The organism is Pseudomonas sp. GW456-12-10-14-LB2 (assembly GCF_002884345.1).
In the GTDB taxonomy this organism is placed as follows: domain Bacteria; phylum Pseudomonadota; class Gammaproteobacteria; order Pseudomonadales; family Pseudomonadaceae; genus Aquipseudomonas; species Aquipseudomonas paraglycinae.
The window spans coordinates 14176-29619 of record NZ_POHV01000025.1 but is presented as its reverse complement, the minus strand read 5'-3'; the positions used below and the strand labels follow the sequence as shown (position 1 = coordinate 29619).

At 61.1% G+C, this 15444-nt stretch carries 13 protein-coding genes; 6 read left to right on the top strand and 7 right to left on the bottom strand.

Translation table 11 applies throughout. The features are described 5' to 3' along the window. Window positions 1-29 precede the first annotated feature (29 nt). On the bottom strand, window positions 30-4850 hold the full coding sequence (locus tag C1X29_RS18090; RefSeq protein WP_102718026.1) for a DUF6543 domain-containing protein: 4821 nt from the start codon (window positions 4848-4850) through the stop codon (window positions 30-32). Between the two features lie 191 nt (window positions 4851-5041). Between C1X29_RS18090 and C1X29_RS18085 the strand changes: the two genes are divergently transcribed. After that, the gene (locus C1X29_RS18085) at window positions 5042-6073 is read left to right on the top strand and encodes an Ldh family oxidoreductase (RefSeq protein ID WP_102718025.1); all 1032 of its coding nucleotides are present in this window, start codon (window positions 5042-5044) and stop codon (window positions 6071-6073) included. Window positions 6074-6128: 55 nt separating this feature from the next. Here the strand turns inward: C1X29_RS18085 and C1X29_RS18080 are convergent, their stop codons facing one another. Beyond that, the gene (locus C1X29_RS18080; protein ID WP_016982860.1) at window positions 6129-6446 is read right to left on the bottom strand and encodes a YqjD family protein; all 318 of its coding nucleotides are present in this window, start codon (window positions 6444-6446) and stop codon (window positions 6129-6131) included. 153 nt (window positions 6447-6599) lie between these two features. Between C1X29_RS18080 and C1X29_RS18075 the strand changes: the two genes are divergently transcribed. Beyond that, window positions 6600-6854 carry a hypothetical protein gene (locus tag C1X29_RS18075; protein ID WP_007957535.1) on the top strand — a complete coding sequence of 85 codons (255 nt, stop codon included), beginning with the start codon at window positions 6600-6602 and terminating at the stop codon, window positions 6852-6854. Here C1X29_RS18075 and C1X29_RS18070 read toward each other — a convergent pair whose 3' ends face one another. Next, the gene (locus C1X29_RS18070) at window positions 6855-7769 is read right to left on the bottom strand and encodes a LysR family transcriptional regulator (protein WP_102686249.1); all 915 of its coding nucleotides are present in this window, start codon (window positions 7767-7769) and stop codon (window positions 6855-6857) included. A gap of 84 nt (window positions 7770-7853) precedes the next feature. Here C1X29_RS18070 and C1X29_RS18065 point away from each other — a divergent pair, with 84 nt between their 5' ends. Further along, complete coding sequence (locus C1X29_RS18065; RefSeq protein ID WP_085611692.1) at window positions 7854-8777, top strand: carbon-nitrogen hydrolase family protein; 924 nt, start codon at window positions 7854-7856, stop codon at window positions 8775-8777. Here the strand turns inward: C1X29_RS18065 and C1X29_RS18060 are convergent. The 4 genes from C1X29_RS18060 to C1X29_RS18045 all read right to left on the bottom strand — a co-directional run bounded on the left by C1X29_RS18060 (window position 8767) and on the right by C1X29_RS18045 (window position 12429). Beyond that, on the bottom strand, window positions 8767-9324 hold the full coding sequence (locus C1X29_RS18060; protein WP_102718024.1) for a GNAT family N-acetyltransferase: 558 nt from the start codon (window positions 9322-9324) through the stop codon (window positions 8767-8769). The genes C1X29_RS18065 and C1X29_RS18060 overlap by 11 nt on opposite strands. A gap of 52 nt (window positions 9325-9376) precedes the next feature. Further along, window positions 9377-9850 (bottom strand): LEA type 2 family protein, encoded by a 474-nt coding sequence (locus C1X29_RS18055; RefSeq protein WP_085745798.1) that lies wholly within the window; start codon window positions 9848-9850, stop codon window positions 9377-9379. Window positions 9851-9920: 70 nt separating this feature from the next. Then, window positions 9921-11387: a nucleobase:cation symporter-2 family protein gene (locus C1X29_RS18050; RefSeq protein ID WP_102718023.1), complete on the bottom strand. Its 1467-nt coding sequence runs from the start codon at window positions 11385-11387 to the stop codon at window positions 9921-9923. Window positions 11388-11529: 142 nt separating this feature from the next. Beyond that, complete coding sequence (locus C1X29_RS18045; protein WP_102686246.1) at window positions 11530-12429, bottom strand: LysR family transcriptional regulator; 900 nt, start codon at window positions 12427-12429, stop codon at window positions 11530-11532. Between the two features lie 99 nt (window positions 12430-12528). Between C1X29_RS18045 and C1X29_RS18040 the strand changes: the two genes are divergently transcribed. From C1X29_RS18040 to C1X29_RS18030, 3 genes are all read left to right on the top strand, one after another. Then, the gene (locus tag C1X29_RS18040; protein ID WP_102718052.1) at window positions 12529-13620 is read left to right on the top strand and encodes a polyamine ABC transporter substrate-binding protein; all 1092 of its coding nucleotides are present in this window, start codon (window positions 12529-12531) and stop codon (window positions 13618-13620) included. Window positions 13621-13646: 26 nt separating this feature from the next. Next, complete coding sequence (gene speB, locus C1X29_RS18035; RefSeq protein WP_064381781.1) at window positions 13647-14606, top strand: agmatinase; 960 nt, start codon at window positions 13647-13649, stop codon at window positions 14604-14606. An 88-nt stretch (window positions 14607-14694) separates the two neighbouring features. Continuing rightward, a complete protein-coding gene (locus tag C1X29_RS18030) occupies window positions 14695-15411 on the top strand; it encodes a YafY family protein (RefSeq protein WP_102718022.1) in 717 nt (238 codons plus the stop codon). Window positions 15412-15444: the final 33 nt, after the last annotated feature.

Genomic DNA, 15444 nt, shown 5'->3' with positions numbered 1-15444 from the left:
GTGTCGAGCCTGCGCATTTTTTTTGCGGATCAGACGGTAGGGACAGGATCCAGCTGGCGGCCGACTTCGCAGATCAGCAGCGCGATCGAGTCGGCATTGTGCAAGATGACGCCGACACGGGCATCCGATGACTGCTGATCCATGAACGCATTGCGCGCCTCATTCATTGTCGTACTGTTCGTTTGCTTGAAAATTTCCGCAGCCGTGGTCTCTTTTTCGGGAATTCTGTCAAAGTCGATCCAGATCGCGCGATCCGGATTCCATTCCGCAAACAGTTGTGCCCGGGGTGTGGCCAGTGACAGCGCCATTCTCCGTTCGTCCTGCAACGACCGGAGCAACTTCGCACCGTCGGGTGTCACCGCCGATATCAGGTCACAGAAAGGCTCACGCCCGCGTACGGTTGCGATATCCCAGGCGTTGCTCAGTTGATGGGCGAGTTCGTGGATCAGGGTTTCGGCTTGCGCATGGCCGTCAATATCAAACCCTTGAGCAACGACGGGGACGTAGTCGCCCAGGTCCTGGTCAAAAAAGTGCTGGGTGAAATGAACCTTGTTCTGCAGATCGCCATCGAGGACAAACGCAATCACGTCGTGGAACCAGTTGGTCGAACCGACGATGAACCGGTCGGTGTTGAGCAAATCATCAGCGGGATCTACCAGGGCGTTACAGATCGGCAAGATCGCGGTTTTTATCCTGGCCAGGATCTGCGTTGTGAGACGCGGGACATCAAAAAACTCCATGAGAAACCGGTTGACCCGTCCACCGGGCACAGCGGTTATGTCCAGAATCGCCAGGTTGTGCAGGCAGTTGAACGCATAATCCCGGGCCAGCCCCACTGCGTGCCCGAGTACCCGCGCTTTTTCAGGGTAGCGTCGAGTGATTTCTTCCATGCCGTGCGCTTCGATGTTGAGCATCGTGCGGCGCAGGCGCGTGTATTTGTTGTGCTCCAGCATTCTGGAGAAGGCTTTGCCGAAATGAACGGTCTGGCCGTGCGCGATCTGTACCATCCGCGAACCGCTTTTCAACAGCAACGGGCCGCGTTCCTCAGCTTTGGCCAATTGCCAGGCCGAACCCTGCTTGACGACCCGGTAGACCTTGCCATCAACGGCCGCATAGCTGCGGTTGTTCGCGGCGTTCTGATAGACGCCCTGAGCCGCGCTGTACGTGAGGTTCTTGAGCGCGACATCCGTCGCCTCGAAAGGCTGCAGGCGTGTGCGTTGTGGCGAGGTGGTTTCGATCTCGGCCAAGGTCGGTGCAATCGGGTTTTCGACTTTTCCAGTGCCGGTTGCGAGCGTCTGTTCGCCGACCTCGGCGCTCGTGCGTTCAGCCGACATTTCCGGCAAAAGGCCGACAAGCACCATCTGCTCCGCGCCGTCGATAAAAGATTTCAGTGCTCTTTTCCAATGATGATTCTGCAGGGCTTCGGCCGAGTCCTTGAATTCGTCGTAGGCTTGCCAGAGAAAGCGCCCATAGGCGAGTTTGCCTTGCAGCATGTCCGTGACCTGCTTGATGTCGTCACTGAACAGGACTTTGGCGTTGTCCCAGTCGGATTGCCCGTCGCTGTCTTTCTGCGACCCGAGCATTTGTTTCAACACATCGAGGTTGTACTGAAACAGCCGCTCCAGCAGGTTGCCCCCGATCGGGCGGTAATCGAGTGTTACTTCACTGGTCTGGCCGAGGGTGTCGGCGAACAGGCTGCGAAATGTTGCGCGTTGTGTGGGTGGCAGACGACGGAACAACAGGTTCTGCAGCAGCCCCGGAATATTCAGGGCGGCGATCAGACCCTGTTCATCGGGGAATTCGTGAAAGGCCTGCTCGGCATACGGGGTATAAAGCACCAGCGGGCCTTTGTGCCCGGTACCGGGAGCCAGCACATACAGTCCACATGCTTCGACGGCGTTGGCCTTTTCCGTCTTGATCAATGACAGCGGACACACGATCGCGTGTGTCCCGGCGACGGCGGCGCGGGCGATGGCATCCGGCATGTCCAGTACCTGGCGGATGTAACTGAAGGCCTTCTCGGACAAATGCTGCTGAAGTTTCAGTGCATGAGCGTGTTGCAGCAATTGCCAGGGCACCTGGCGGAAAAAAACCTGCTGCCGGGCCATACCCGCCACTGATGTCGTCGATAGCGCGTCACGGACCTTGTCGCTGTAGGTGGTCGGTATCGCCAGGGACAGCAGCAGTTGTGTCACAGCGCTTTGGTTCAGCCCGTCCGGAAGCGCCTGGGTGGTTTTCGAGGTGACCTTGAAACCGGTGTCCTGGGCGATGTTGATGTGATTGAGGGCAAACTCGACCAGGTTTCTGGCAGGCCCGGCCAGCGCCAGATTGGGCGTTATCTGAATGTGCCAGGGATTGAGCCCGCTCTTGGGGAAACGACTGTCGAGCAATGATTTCAAGGTCTGCTCGACATGGCTGACCAGCGTCGGCACGCCTGTCAGGTAGTCCTTGTCGTCGACGACACTCTGGCGCCACTGCTCCATGAGTTCGACGTGCAGTTTCTGTTCCGCGTTCGCTGCCATGCCCAGCCACGCCGGGTAGGTCTGTTGTGTGGCAATGGCCCGGGCATGGGCCGTCGCCAGTTTGAGGTTGGTGTGAAAAGCCTGATTGCGCAGTTTCGTCAGGGCATTGTTGCGCTTGACGGGATCCTTCACGCGAGTGCGCACCTGTTCGCAGCGCCCTAGAAAATGCTCGATGGCTGATTGCATGCGATTGTGCAGCACGTTGTGTTCGATGATTTGAAATGCCCCAAGGGTGTAGCGTTGGTGAGGCTGGAACTGCGCGGGCAGCAGGTTTTCCAGCAACGACAGACGCTGCACGCTGTGCAGCAGCCGCTGATCGAGCATGCGCCGTGCAGCGGCGACAGTGTCGAACACTTCAAGGCCCAGCGCGGGCGTCCAGATCACCGCCCGCCCGGAATGACTGACATCCAGGCCGCCGCGCTCGGTCATCAGCAGGCAGTGGGCGAGCGGCAGTAGATCCTGCTGACCGGAAGACTCAAGGCTGAGTGTATAGGCATCGGGGCGAAAGCCCTCGAGGGAGTGCCGCAACGCACGGGTCGGCTGATCAGCGTTGATCACGGTGTTGACAATTGCCTGTACGGAGGCGGACAGGCTGTCGCCCAGCACCCGCAACCGGGCTTCGCCGGTGACACCGATAAACCATGCATGAGCAAGCATTGACTTCAGGCTTTCGAGAAACGGCCGTTGGGCCTCCTGATGCGCCATGGGTTGTGTTTCGAGCATCGCGACAAGCGGGCCCTCGACGCTGCTGAATGTCTTGATTGACGCGCGCGCCTTGTCTGCCAGTACCTGAGAGGGTTGCTGGTTGCCTGCCAACACCGGATGCGTGCTCCATCGACCTGCACTGTCCAGCGCCAGCAAGCGCTCATGAATCATCGAACGGATGTCCAGGCTCTTGTCGAACAGGGCGTGCAGATTCACCGCGCCATCGCTGTGGCGAAACACTTGCAAGGCGTATTCGATGTTTTGCCGCTGCTTGGTGATGATCAATTCGAAGAGGATCTTGAAGATTTCTCCGATGATTCGGTCTCCCGACACCTGCGGCTGGTCGAAACCCAGAAACCGGTTGCGCTCGTCAAGGCTGAGCAGGCCGTAGAGTTCGTCTTCGTGGCCCTTGGCAATGAACTTGCTCTGCAACGTCTGTTTCAGGTCTTTGTAGTCGGTGAGAACTTGCAGGCCCTGCACCGGCGTGTAAAGAAATGCCTGGCTTGCGCTGATCATCAGCGACCCCGCCAGTTCGACGTAGTTGGCTTCGTGCTCCCAGAGCCGCACGGTTTCGGTGAGAGGGCGTTGCGGGCCTTGCGCGTCGTGCGTTATCAGCTGATGCAGTGCGTTGAACTGTGTTGCATCGAGAATGCCGCTTTCGCGTTTGATCATCCATTCGCTGCGTGCCTGGTCTTGCAGCACGTCGGCGAAGAACGTGCGGCGCGGCGCGCCGTCTGCAGATGCCGCATTCCAATAGTGTTCCAGTTGCCGGAAAAGCAGCGCTGGCAACATGCCGGACGCGCTTTTGACAGCCTCTTCCCATTGCGCTTGATCGCCTTTGGTGACGGATCTGCCTGGGTTGCTGAACTCCCGCAGTGCGGCGGTCGGCCACTGTTGATGCCGGTAATGCAACAGCACCGCATCGCTCAGACTCATGGAGTCGAGCCAGTGTCTGGTCGGCGTCGCGGCATCGGCGCCGGTGGCATCGTCCAGGGTGTAGAAACCTACACGAGTACGGTTTTGCTGCAGGCTGCCGAAATGCGACTTGAGCAATTCATCCAGAATGCTTTCCAGCAGATGATTGAGCGTCGGCAACTGCTCCAGCTCCGCACGCATGGCCTGCGTATTCAGAACTTGCCCCTGTTGGATGGCCGCGGTGTTTTCATCGAATACATCACCTTCGATGAGGCTGAACGACACCGTTATGTTTTCGGCATCGAACAGCCGCTTGCGTTGCGGCAACGACAGGAACGCAAACAGATTGGCCTGGTCGTCAGGATTGTTCAGTCGCTGCTCCAACTGTTGTTTCAAGTCGGCGCGGTCAGGGTACTTCTTGAGGCCGTCATACACGGTGTACAGGATCTGGGCTTTATTGACGGGCGTCTCGCCGAGAACGAACGCACCCGGCAACGGCAGCGGCATTTCCTTGCCAACATTGAGCAGGATGTGCTCGGCGCGCATGGCCGGGGTCTGCTGGCTGCGCAAGGCATGGGTGGACAGCTTTGCATGGGCGAGCCATCTGAATTCGTGCTCCGACAGGCCATGGGCCTTGCCCAGCTCGGTCCAGAGTCCGGGGGAATCAAAGACTTCGGGGAACAACAAGGGTTTGATGGGGGCTGACATGATCGAGTCTCGATGAGGGGCGCATGCTGGCAGGCGCCGATGGGTCGAGACGCAAGGCTAGTGCGGGTGACGGAGGCGAGGGTGGTAGATAAATATTGCGGGGTTGACAGGTAACCGGCCGGCCATGGTTAATCCTCAGGCGGGTTGTTCGTTCGCTGTTGTTCCCTCCAATAATTACTCTGGAGCTTCAGATGTCTGCGCCACACGATCATGCGGTCTCGTCCACGGTATTCCTGGACGAGCTGACTCAATTGCTGGAAAGGATTTTCACCCGTCACGGCACCTCCGCCGAAGTCGCCAGAACGCTGGCCGCCAATTGCGCGAATGCCGAGCGGGACGGTGCGCACAGTCACGGCGTATTCCGGATCCCCGGATATGTCTCGACGCTCAACAGCGGCTGGGTCAACGGCAAGGCTGTGCCGAAAGTCGAGGATGTGGCTTCAGGATTCGTCAGCGTCGATGCCGGCAACGGTTTTGCCCAGCCTGCGCTGGCGGCAGCACGTGCGCTGCTGGTGGAAAAGGCCCGCAGTGCCGGGATCGCGGTGTTGGCGATCCGCAATTCCCATCACTTTGCCGCGCTGTGGCCGGACGTCGAGCCTTTCGCCGATGAAGGCCTGGTAGCGTTGAGCGTGGTCAACAGCATGACATGCGTGGTGCCCCACGGCGCCGACCGGCCATTGTTCGGCACCAACCCGATTGCCTTTGCCGCGCCACGGGCTGACGGTGCGCCGATCGTGTTCGACCTGGCCACCAGCGCCATCGCCCATGGCGACGTGCAGATCGCCGCGCGCAAGGGCGAGAAGCTGCCGGCGGGCATGGGTGTCGACAGCCTCGGCCAGCCGACCTGCGACCCGAAAGCGATTCTGGAAGGCGGCGCATTGCTGCCGTTTGGCGGGCACAAAGGCTCGGCGCTGTCGATGATGGTCGAGCTGCTGGCCGCCGCGCTGACCGGCGGCAATTTCTCGTTCGAGTTCGACTGGAAGAACCATCCGGGGGCCAAGACCCCGTGGACCGGTCAGTTGCTGATCGTGATCGACCCAAGCAAGACTGCCGGGCAAAGCTTTGCCGAACGCAGTCAGGAACTTGTGCGGCAGATGCACGGGGTCGGGCTCAAGCGTTTGCCGGGGGATCGGCGGCATTTGCAGCGGGCCAAGTCACTGGCCAAAGGAATCGAACTGGATCAACAGACCCTGTCGCAGTTGCGTGAACTGGCCGGCGAATGAGTGTGTGCCGGGCATGAAAAAGGCGAGCCCGAGGGCTCGCCTTTTTTGTTCGCGCTCAGCGGCGACCGAGCAGCAATCCGACCACCAGACCGAACCCGGCGGAAATCGCCACGGTCTGCCACGGATGACCGCCGATGTAGCTCTCGGTGGCGTCCACCGCCGGTTTGGTGCGGTCACGCACACTGGATACCGAATCCAGTGCCTGCTGCAATTTCAGGGCGATTTGTCCGCGCAGGGTTTCCGCTTCCTCGCCGACCAGTGAAGCACTGCTCTTGAGCAGTTTGTCCGACTCTTCGATCAGAGCCTGAAGTTCGCTGAACGCTTGATCCTTGATTTGGTCTTCAGCGGCTTGAACGGCGCTTTTGCGGGCCATTGGGTGACTCCTTGCAGGTGAATGGACAGTGAACAATGGAGTGTGGCGCGACTTGAAAAGTTGCAGCGATTTTCCATCCGGAGCAAAAACCAGCGTCAGAGGTTTCCGTCCAGAGTGTAAGATGTCGCCATTTCATGCAGCAGGTAATTCCCGATGAGTTTCAATCTGGCCGACAAATCCCTCGCAGAGCGCGCCGCGCTGGAAGATGAAAAATCCCGACTGTTCGAACTCTGGCAGAACAATCTGGGCAAAGCCAAGGGCGAAGCCGCGCGGTTGTTCGGCGAGCGCTCCAAACGCAAGGGCAAATGGGCCGAGTTCGTTCGCGCTGAACTGGACGGCATGTCGCCTCCGGAATTCGCCAACATGGTGCGCAGTGAAGTCAATCGCCTGATGGCGGCCAACAAGTAATCACTCGGCCCTGAAACTGGAGCCAATTGCTTCGCGCACCGTCAGCACCACCGGATCGATCTGGGTGCTGGTGCGCCAGCCCAGTTCGATCGGGTAACGCGGCAGCGCCAGCGGGCAGGGCAGCAGCGCCAGCCCGCTCATTACGGCAATGGCCTGCGCGGCGTGGGCCGGAATGGTCGCCACCGCATCGCTGCCCTTGAGCAGGTGCGGTAATGCCGCGAAATGCGTGGTCGAGGCGCAGACCCGGCGGCTGCGGCCCAGCGCCGCCAGCCCTTCATCGGTGATCCCGATAAAACCGCCCGACGACACCAGAAGGTGCTCGCGGGTGACGAACTCCTCCAGATCGATCTGCTGCTGACCCGGCGCCAGGCTCGCCGGATCCACCAGACACGCGTAACCCCCTTCACCCAACACCTGACGGCTGAGCAGCCGCTCGGCGAACCCGCCGGCGGTAATTGCCAAGTCGATGCTGCGTTCCATCAGTGCCCGGGCGACGATCTGACTGTGGGTCTGGCGAAAAATCAGCCGCAGTTTTGGTGCACGACGGGCGATTTCCTCGATCAGTCGCCGGCCGTAAGCGATCTCGAAATCGTCCGAGAGGCCCACGGTGACCGAGCGTCCTTCGTAGTAATTGGCCGTCGGGTCGACCATGGCCAGGCTTTGCCGACACTTGTTCAGCGCATCGCTGACCACCGGTTTCAACTGATTGGCCTTGAGCGTCGGCGCCAGTCCCCGGCCGGTGCGCACGAACAATTGATCGCCATACACCTCGCGCAACCGCCGTAAGGCCGCGCTGACCGCTGACTGGGTCACGCCCAGGCGCAACGCCGCGCGGCTGGCGCTGGACTCTTCATGCAGGGCTTCAAAGACTTTCAGCAGGTTGAGGTCGACGGTCGCGATATTCATCTGGCTCATATCATTCAGCAGTGGATCGGTCTTTATTCATGATCCCGTGGCGCCGGAGAATGAGCAACACCTGAACTTCACGGAGTGACCGCCATGCCCAAATCAATCGTTGCCGCCCTGCAGATCGGCGCCTTGCCCGGTGGCAAGGCTGAGACCCTGGAACAGATCCTGAGCTGGGAAACCGCGATCATCGAGTCCGGCGCCGCGCTGGTGGTGATGCCCGAAGCGTTGCTCGGCGGTTACCCGAAGGGCGAGGGCTTTGGCACGCAACTGGGTTACCGCTTGCCGGAAGGCCGCGAGGCCTACGCCCGTTACTTCGCCAACGCTATCGATGTGCCCGGTGCGGAAACCGAAGCGCTGGCCGGTCTGTCGGCACGCACCGGGGCCAATCTGGTGATCGGCGTGATCGAACGGGCCGGCAGCACCTTGCACTGCACCGCGCTTTATTTCGACCCGCAGGCAGGACTCGTGGCCAAACACCGCAAGCTGATGCCTACCGGCACCGAACGGCTGATCTGGGGCAAGGGCGACGGTTCGACGCTGCCGGTGCTCGACACTCAGGTCGGCAAGCTCGGCGCCGTAATCTGCTGGGAAAACATGATGCCGCTGATGCGCACGGCGATGTATGCCAAGGGCATCGAGGTCTGGTGCGCGCCGACTGTGGATGAGCGCGAGATGTGGCAGGTCAGCATGCGCCACATCGCCCATGAAGGGCGCTGTTTTGTGGTCAGCGCCTGTCAGGTCCAGGCCTCGCCGAATGAACTGGGGGTGGAAGTTGCCAACTGGCCGGGGGATCGACCGCTGATCGCCGGCGGCAGCGTGATCGTCGGGCCGATGGGCGACGTGCTGGCCGGGCCGTTGCGCGGCGAGGCCGGCTTGCTCACCGCCGAGATCGACACCGCCGAACTGGTGCGCGCCCGCTACGACTACGACGTGGTCGGCCACTATGCGCGGCCGGATGTGTTCGAGTTGAGCGTCGACGAGCGGGCTAAACCGGGCGTGCGTTTCACGGTTTGACGGATTGTCGGCGCCGCCATTCTTCGCGGGTGATTTCCCAGATTTCCCGTGGGAAGCGACCGCCGACAAAGTCATCCTCGTCCGTGCGAATCAAGCGCATGCCGCTGCGCTCCGAGAGCTTTCGCGAACCAAGGTTCGGTGCGGCTTTCGGCACGCGCATCAACGGTTGATCGAGGGTTTCGAACCAGTACCGGGTCACGGCTTCGCTGGCTTCGGTCATGAAGCCCTGACCCTGCCAGGCCGGGGCGAGCCAGAACCCACGGTGGTTGTCCGGCTCGTCCATCAGGCTGATGTTGCCGATCAATTGCTCTGGCGCCGATTTTAGGCGAATCGTCCAGTGCCACTCTTTGTCTGCCGCAATGGCAGGCAGCGCAATGTCACGCAGGTAGGTGAGGGCGCCGTCGTCCGGATAAGGCCAGGGCACGAAGATGTTCAGATAACGCACCACTTCCCAGTGGGGGAATTGCTGCTGAATGGCCTCGGCGTCCGCCAATTCAAGCGGACGCAAGATCAGTCGTTCGGTGTACAGCGTGGGGATGTCTTCCATAAACCTGCGGCTTCCATGTTTCTGATAGTAAACGCTGCAGGCTACCGCATCTTTACCAGGTTGCGGCACTGGCTCTCGGCAGACTCAGCTTGCCGGTGTCGACAAAACGCATCGTGCCAAACAACCCGCCCGCAAGTTTGCCGCGCAGCACATAGGGCAGGTTGTCGAGGGTTTGCGTCTGGCTCAGGCCCAAGGTCTGGCGCAGCACCGAGAACGCGGAAATGCTCACCGGGACGCTGACGATGGTTTCGGAGAACCGTGGAATCGAGCCGCTCTGATCGCTAACGCCCGACGCCAGGGAGTGGCCGTTGACCTCCAGATCCAGCGCGATGCCGTTGTAGTCGATGGGCGTTTCGTTGGGGTTCTGCACCCGCAGCTTGATCGCGAAGCGCACTTCCAGATCCTGGCTCGGCAGCGGTTCGAGGCCGACCACGTTGATGTTCACCGGGTCGCGGTTGGGAAACAGCGCACAGGCGCTGAGGGAGAGCAGAAGCAGGGACAGGATGACGGCATGGAGGCGGCGCATTGATGCTCTCTCATTGAAAAAGGGCTGAACCGTCGCCGGTATCAGCCCTTTTTTCATCGAGCGGACAGGATCAACGGTTCAACTGTGCGACAGCGGCTGTTGATGCGGGTTCAGCTTTGGCCGGCAGGTCGGGGTTTTCCATGACCTGAAGGATAGAGGCTTCCGGGTCGAAGTCATCTTCTTCCAGTTCGATGAATTCTTCCGGCAGGAAGATATTCAGCACGATGGCACACAGTGCGCCGACGGTAATCGGCGATTCGAAGATGTTGCGCAGCGCCTGCGGCAGTTCGCGCAGCACTTCCGGCACGGCAGCGATGCCCAGGCCCATGCCGACGGAAATCGCCACGATCAGCATGTTGCGCCGATGCAGGCCGGCCTCGGCGAGGATCTTGATCCCGGCCACGGCTACGGTGCCGAACATCACCAGCTCTGCGCCGCCGAGCACCGGTTTCGGCATCAGTTGCAGCACCGCACCGATCATCGGGAACAGTCCCAGCAACACCAGCAGGCCGGCGATGAAGAACGCGACGTAACGGCTGGCGACGCCGGTGAGCTGGATCACCCCGTTGTTCTGGGCGAAAGTCACCATCGGCATGCTGTTGAAAACCGCCGCCATGGCCGAGTTGAGGCCATCGGCGAGCAGCCCGGACTTGATCCGGCGAATGTACAGCGGGCCTTTCACCGGTTGCCGGGAAATCATCGAGTTGGCAGTCAGGTCACCGGCCGCTTCCAGCGGCGACACCAGGAAAATCACTGCCACCGGCACGAACGCCACCCAATCGAAGTTGAAACCATACTTGAACGGCACTGGCACGCTGACCACCGGCACTTCGGGCAGGTTGGCAAAGTCTACGGTGCCCATCAGCCACGCCACCACGTAGCCGAGGGTCAGGCCGATGACGATTGCGCCCAGCCGCAGGAACGGCACATCAACCCGGTTCAACACCACAATGGTGCCCAGCACCAGCGCCGCCAGGAACACATGGCTGGCCGCGCCCAGATCCGCCGCGCCGAAGCCGCCGGCAATGTCGGTCATCGCCACTTTGATCAGCGACAGGCCCATCAGGGTGATGATGGTGCCGGTGACCACCGGGGTGATCAGCATGCGCAACCTGCCGATAAACTGGCTCAGCACCACTTCGATGAAGGCGGCGAAGAAGCACACGCCGAAGATCGTCGAGAGGATTTCATCGGTGCCGCCGCCCCGGGCCTTGACCATGAAACCGGCGCTGAGAATCACGCTGATAAAGGAAAAACTGGTGCCTTGCAGGCACAGCAGCCCCGAACCGACCGGGCCGAAGCGCTTGGCCTGAACGAAGGTGCCGAGGCCCGAGACGAACAGCGCCATGCTGATCAGGTACGGGATTTCACTTTGCAGGCCGAGGGCACCGCCCATGATCAGGGTCGGGGTGATGATGCCGACGAAGCTGGCCAACACGTGTTGCAGGGCGGCAAACACCGTTGCGGTGAAGTGCGGACGGTCGTTGAGGCCGTAGATCAGATCGTTGTTGCGCGGGGCTTTTTCAGAGACGGTCATGGTGGTTTGCGTGCCGCAATGCGGGGCCGGGTCGGAAAATGGGTGCGCAGGATGCCGTAAGCGGGAGGCGAGGGCAACGCATGATCGTTCCCACGCTCTGCGTGGGAATGCAGCCGGGGACGCTCCGCGTTCCAAAAAATGATCAGGTTCGACCAAAGGCTGACAGCAGATCTTCTTCAAAAGCCTTCTGTGCATCGCCGGGCACCTGCGCCCGATGGCGGGCCAAGTGGAACGCCACGTCAAAGCTCAACTCGCCTTCGCGCACCGGGCGCAACAGGCCCTTGTCCTGCCATTGGCGGGCGTAATGGTTGGGCAGATAACCGACGTGCTTGCCGGAGAGAATGAAGGCGAGGGTGCCTTCGACCTGTTCCGAGCGCGCCGAGCAGACCTTGCCCTGAAACGGCTCGTCACTGCGCAGGAACCGGTAGGGGTGATCGACCCGGTCGCAGGCCTGCAACGCGGCGTCATCGGGAGCATCGTCGGTAAACAGCGGATGACCGGGGGCGCAATACAGATGCTGGGTTTCGCTGAACAGCTCGCGATAGTCGAACGCGCTCTGCACCTGGGAGAAATAACCGATGGCCAGGTCCAGCCGCTGTTGCAGCAACAGACGCTCCATTTCGCCGGGCATGGCGCTGATCAGTTCGATGCGCACTGATTCGTCCCGCTCGCGAAACCGCCGGATCGCATCCGCCACCCGTTGAAGCACCGACTGATCGACCGCTTCCGACAGACCCAGCCGCACTTCACCGATCAATCGTCCGGCGACGCCGTTGGATTGATGGCGGAAGGTTTCGATCGAATCGAACAGCGCCCGGGCGGCAATCAACAGCTGTTCGCCCTTGGGCGTCAGGCTGAAACCGGCCTTGCCACGGTTGCACACCCGATAGCCGAGACGGGTTTCAAGCTTGGCCATTTGCTGGCTGATGCTCGACTGGCTCAGGCCCAGTTCACCTTGAGCAGCACTGAAACCATTGGATTCGACCACGCCGAGAAACAGCCGCAGAAGCTGAAGATCGACATCGTGGAGCTGACCGAGCATCACATTACTCCGGGATAAAGTCAGGTTAACAAACTTGATATTTCTCGAATGTATCCGACGGCGCATCCTGCCACCACTTCCTTCGGTCAGGTGTTCGTCATGGCTCCCGTCTTCAAGCTGTGTTTGCCCGCTTTGTTGCTTACCGTCTCCATCGCCGCCCAGGCCGAAGAGAAAACCCTCAATCTCTACAGCTGGGCCGATTACGTGGCGCCTGAAACCTTGCAGCGCTTCGAAAAGGAAACCGGCATCCACGTGCGCTACGACACTTTTGATACCTCCGAGGTGCTGGAAACCAAGCTGCTTACGGGCGGCAGTGGCTATGACGTGGTGGTGCCATCGTCCAGCGTGTTGGCCCGTGGTTTGGCCGCCGGCGCGCTGAAGGAAATCCCTCACGAAGGGCTTAAGGGTTACGCCAATCTCGATCCGGATCTGCTGGAAAAACTGGCGGCGGTCGATCCCGGCAACCGCTACGGCGTGCCTTACACCTGGGGCACCCTCGGCCTGGGCATGAACGTCGAGGCAGTCAAACAGCGGCTGCCGGATGTGCCGCTCAACAGCCTCGATCTGCTGTTCAAGCCAGAATATGCCAGCAAACTCAAGGATTGCGGGATTGCGATTCTCGACTCGCCTCAGGAAGTGATCGGCCTGGCGCTGCACTATCTCGGTAAAGATCCCTACAGCACCGACAAGACCGATCTGGCCGCCGCCGAAGCCTTGTTGCAGAAGTTGCAGCCCTCGGTGCTGTACGTCGCCACCGGCCGGCAGATCAGCGATCTGGCCAACGGCAGCGTCTGCCTGGCGCTGACCTATAACGGTGACGCGAGCATGGCTGCCGATCAGGCGCGCAAGGCCAACAAGCCGTTTGAGGTCGCTTACCGGATTCCCAAGGAAGGCACGCTGGTGTGGCAGGACAACCTCGCCATCCCCAAAGACGCGCCGCACCCCGAAGCCGCACGCACCTTCATCGAATTCATGTTGCGCCCCGAATCCGTGGCGGCGCTGACCAATACGCTGTTCTTCGCCACCGCCAACCAGGCCGCCACGCCGCTTGTGGACGAAGCGGTGCGCAATGATCCGGACATTTTCCCGAAACTCGAAGTGCGCGAGCGGCTGTACGCCGACCACAGCATGAGCCTCAAGGACATGCGCCAGCGCACACGCCTGTGGACCACCTTCCGTAGCCGCCAATAGCCCTTCATAACAACAGGAACACACCGATGGACGTGCCCATGCAAAACGATCAGGCCCTGACCCGTGACAGCCTTTACGGCACTGCTGCCGAAAGCACCTACGCCGGGATCACCAGTTTCATGCGCCGGCGCTACAGCCGTGACTTGCGCGGCGTGGACGTGGCGGTCAGCGGTGTGCCGTTCGACACCGCCACCAGCAACCGTCCCGGCGCGCGTTTCGGGCCGCGCGGAATTCGTGCGGCGTCCACCGGGATTGCCTGGGAACGGCACTGGCCGTGGGCGTTCGACCCGTTCGATCATCTGGCGGTGATCGATTACGGCGATTGCGACTTCGATTACGGCTCGCCGCACACCATTCCGGAAAGCATCGAGGCCCACGCCGAGCACATCCTCAGCTCCGGCAGCGCCATGCTCACCTTTGGTGGCGACCACTTCATCAGTTACCCGCTGCTCAAGGCCCATGCGCGCAAGCACGGCACGCTGTCGCTGATCCACTTCGATGCACACAGCGACACCTGGCCGGACGAGGGTGGCAAGCGGGTCGATCACGGCACCATGTTCTGGCACGCCGCGCGGGAAGGGCTGGTGGATCCGGCGCGTTCGGTGCAGATCGGTTTGCGCACCACCAACGACGATCATCAGGGTTTTCAGGTGCTGGACGCGCGGCAGGTGCATCGCCGTGGTTGTGAGGCGATCGTCGAGGCCATTCGTGCGCGAGTCGGGGATAACCCGGTGTACCTGACGTTCGACATCGATTGCCTCGATCCGGCCTTTGCACCGGGCACCGGTACGCCGGTCTGCGGCGGGTTGAGCACGGTGCAGGCGCTGGAGATCCTTGGCGGCCTGCGCGGCATCAATCTGGTGGGCATGGACGTGGTGGAAGTGGCCCCGGCCTATGACCACGCGGACGTGACGTCGCTGGCGGCGGCAACCCTGGCCATGGAGATGCTTTGCCTGTATGCGGCCCGGCACAAAGTCGACGCGTGATCCCCTCCGAGTCTGGTGAAAGCTCCTGACAATTTCTGACACTAGGCTCTGCTAAGCTCCGGCAAATTTTTGCCCGGAGCCTCACACCGTGTCGCGAACCACACGCCTGTTGACCCTGTTGCAAGTGCTGCGTGGCAAGAAGCGCCCGGTGACCGCGGCAACGCTGGCCTGCGAGCTGGAAATCTCCGAACGCACGCTCTATCGCGACATCGCCGAACTGACCGCACTCGGCGCGCCGATCCATGGCGAGGCGGGCATCGGTTACGTATTGCGCAGCGGTCTGTTTCTGCCGCCGCTGATGCTCAACGCCGACGAGACCGAAGCCATCGTGCTGGGCCTGCGTTATGTCGATCAGCGTGGCGACGAGGTGCTGAGCAAGGCTGCGGCGGATGCGCTGGCGAAAATCGCTGCGGTGCTGGACCCGCAGGCCCAGGAAGCGCTGCGCAACCCGACCGTCATGCCCGGGCCGCCGGGTTACGGTTTTCCGCAAAACGCGGTGCCGTTGAACGTTTTCCGTCACGCGATCCGCGATCAGTCCAAGCTGCACATCGATTACGCCGATGCGCAGCAGGTGCAGAGCCAGCGCTTGATCTGGCCACTGGCGCTGGGTTTTCTCAATGAGGTGCGGATCATCGTGGCGTGGTGTGAATTGCGCGGCGCCTATCGCACCTTTCGCACCGACCGGATTGCCGCGGCGAGCCTGCAGGGCGAGCGCTATCCGGGGCGGCGCAGCGACCTGTTGCGCACCTGGCAGCGGCAGATGCAACTGGACGAAAATGGCCGTTTCACTCCTGACAGGAATTGACGCAGGGCTGTTCTAGGATGGCGACAGAACCCG

Bases quoted from the DNA above. Each gene is read 5' to 3' on its own strand.
- C1X29_RS18050 (WP_102718023.1), bottom strand. From the start codon at position 11,387: ATGACCGTCTCTGAAAAAGCCCCGCGCAACAACGATCTGATCTACGGC.
- C1X29_RS18090 (WP_102718026.1), bottom strand. From the start codon at position 4,850: ATGTCAGCCCCCATCAAACCCTTGTTGTTCCCCGAAGTCTTTGATTCC.
- C1X29_RS18040 (WP_102718052.1), top strand. From the start codon at position 12,529: ATGGCTCCCGTCTTCAAGCTGTGTTTGCCCGCTTTGTTGCTTACCGTC.
- C1X29_RS18085 (WP_102718025.1), top strand. From the start codon at position 5,042: ATGTCTGCGCCACACGATCATGCGGTCTCGTCCACGGTATTCCTGGAC.
- C1X29_RS18080 (WP_016982860.1), bottom strand. From the start codon at position 6,446: ATGGCCCGCAAAAGCGCCGTTCAAGCCGCTGAAGACCAAATCAAGGAT.
- C1X29_RS18060 (WP_102718024.1), bottom strand. From the start codon at position 9,324: ATGGAAGACATCCCCACGCTGTACACCGAACGACTGATCTTGCGTCCG.
- C1X29_RS18045 (WP_102686246.1), bottom strand. From the start codon at position 12,429: ATGCTCGGTCAGCTCCACGATGTCGATCTTCAGCTTCTGCGGCTGTTT.
- C1X29_RS18070 (WP_102686249.1), bottom strand. From the start codon at position 7,769: ATGAGCCAGATGAATATCGCGACCGTCGACCTCAACCTGCTGAAAGTC.
- C1X29_RS18055 (WP_085745798.1), bottom strand. From the start codon at position 9,850: ATGCGCCGCCTCCATGCCGTCATCCTGTCCCTGCTTCTGCTCTCCCTC.
- C1X29_RS18075 (WP_007957535.1), top strand. From the start codon at position 6,600: ATGAGTTTCAATCTGGCCGACAAATCCCTCGCAGAGCGCGCCGCGCTG.
- C1X29_RS18065 (WP_085611692.1), top strand. From the start codon at position 7,854: ATGCCCAAATCAATCGTTGCCGCCCTGCAGATCGGCGCCTTGCCCGGT.
- speB (WP_064381781.1), top strand. From the start codon at position 13,647: ATGGACGTGCCCATGCAAAACGATCAGGCCCTGACCCGTGACAGCCTT.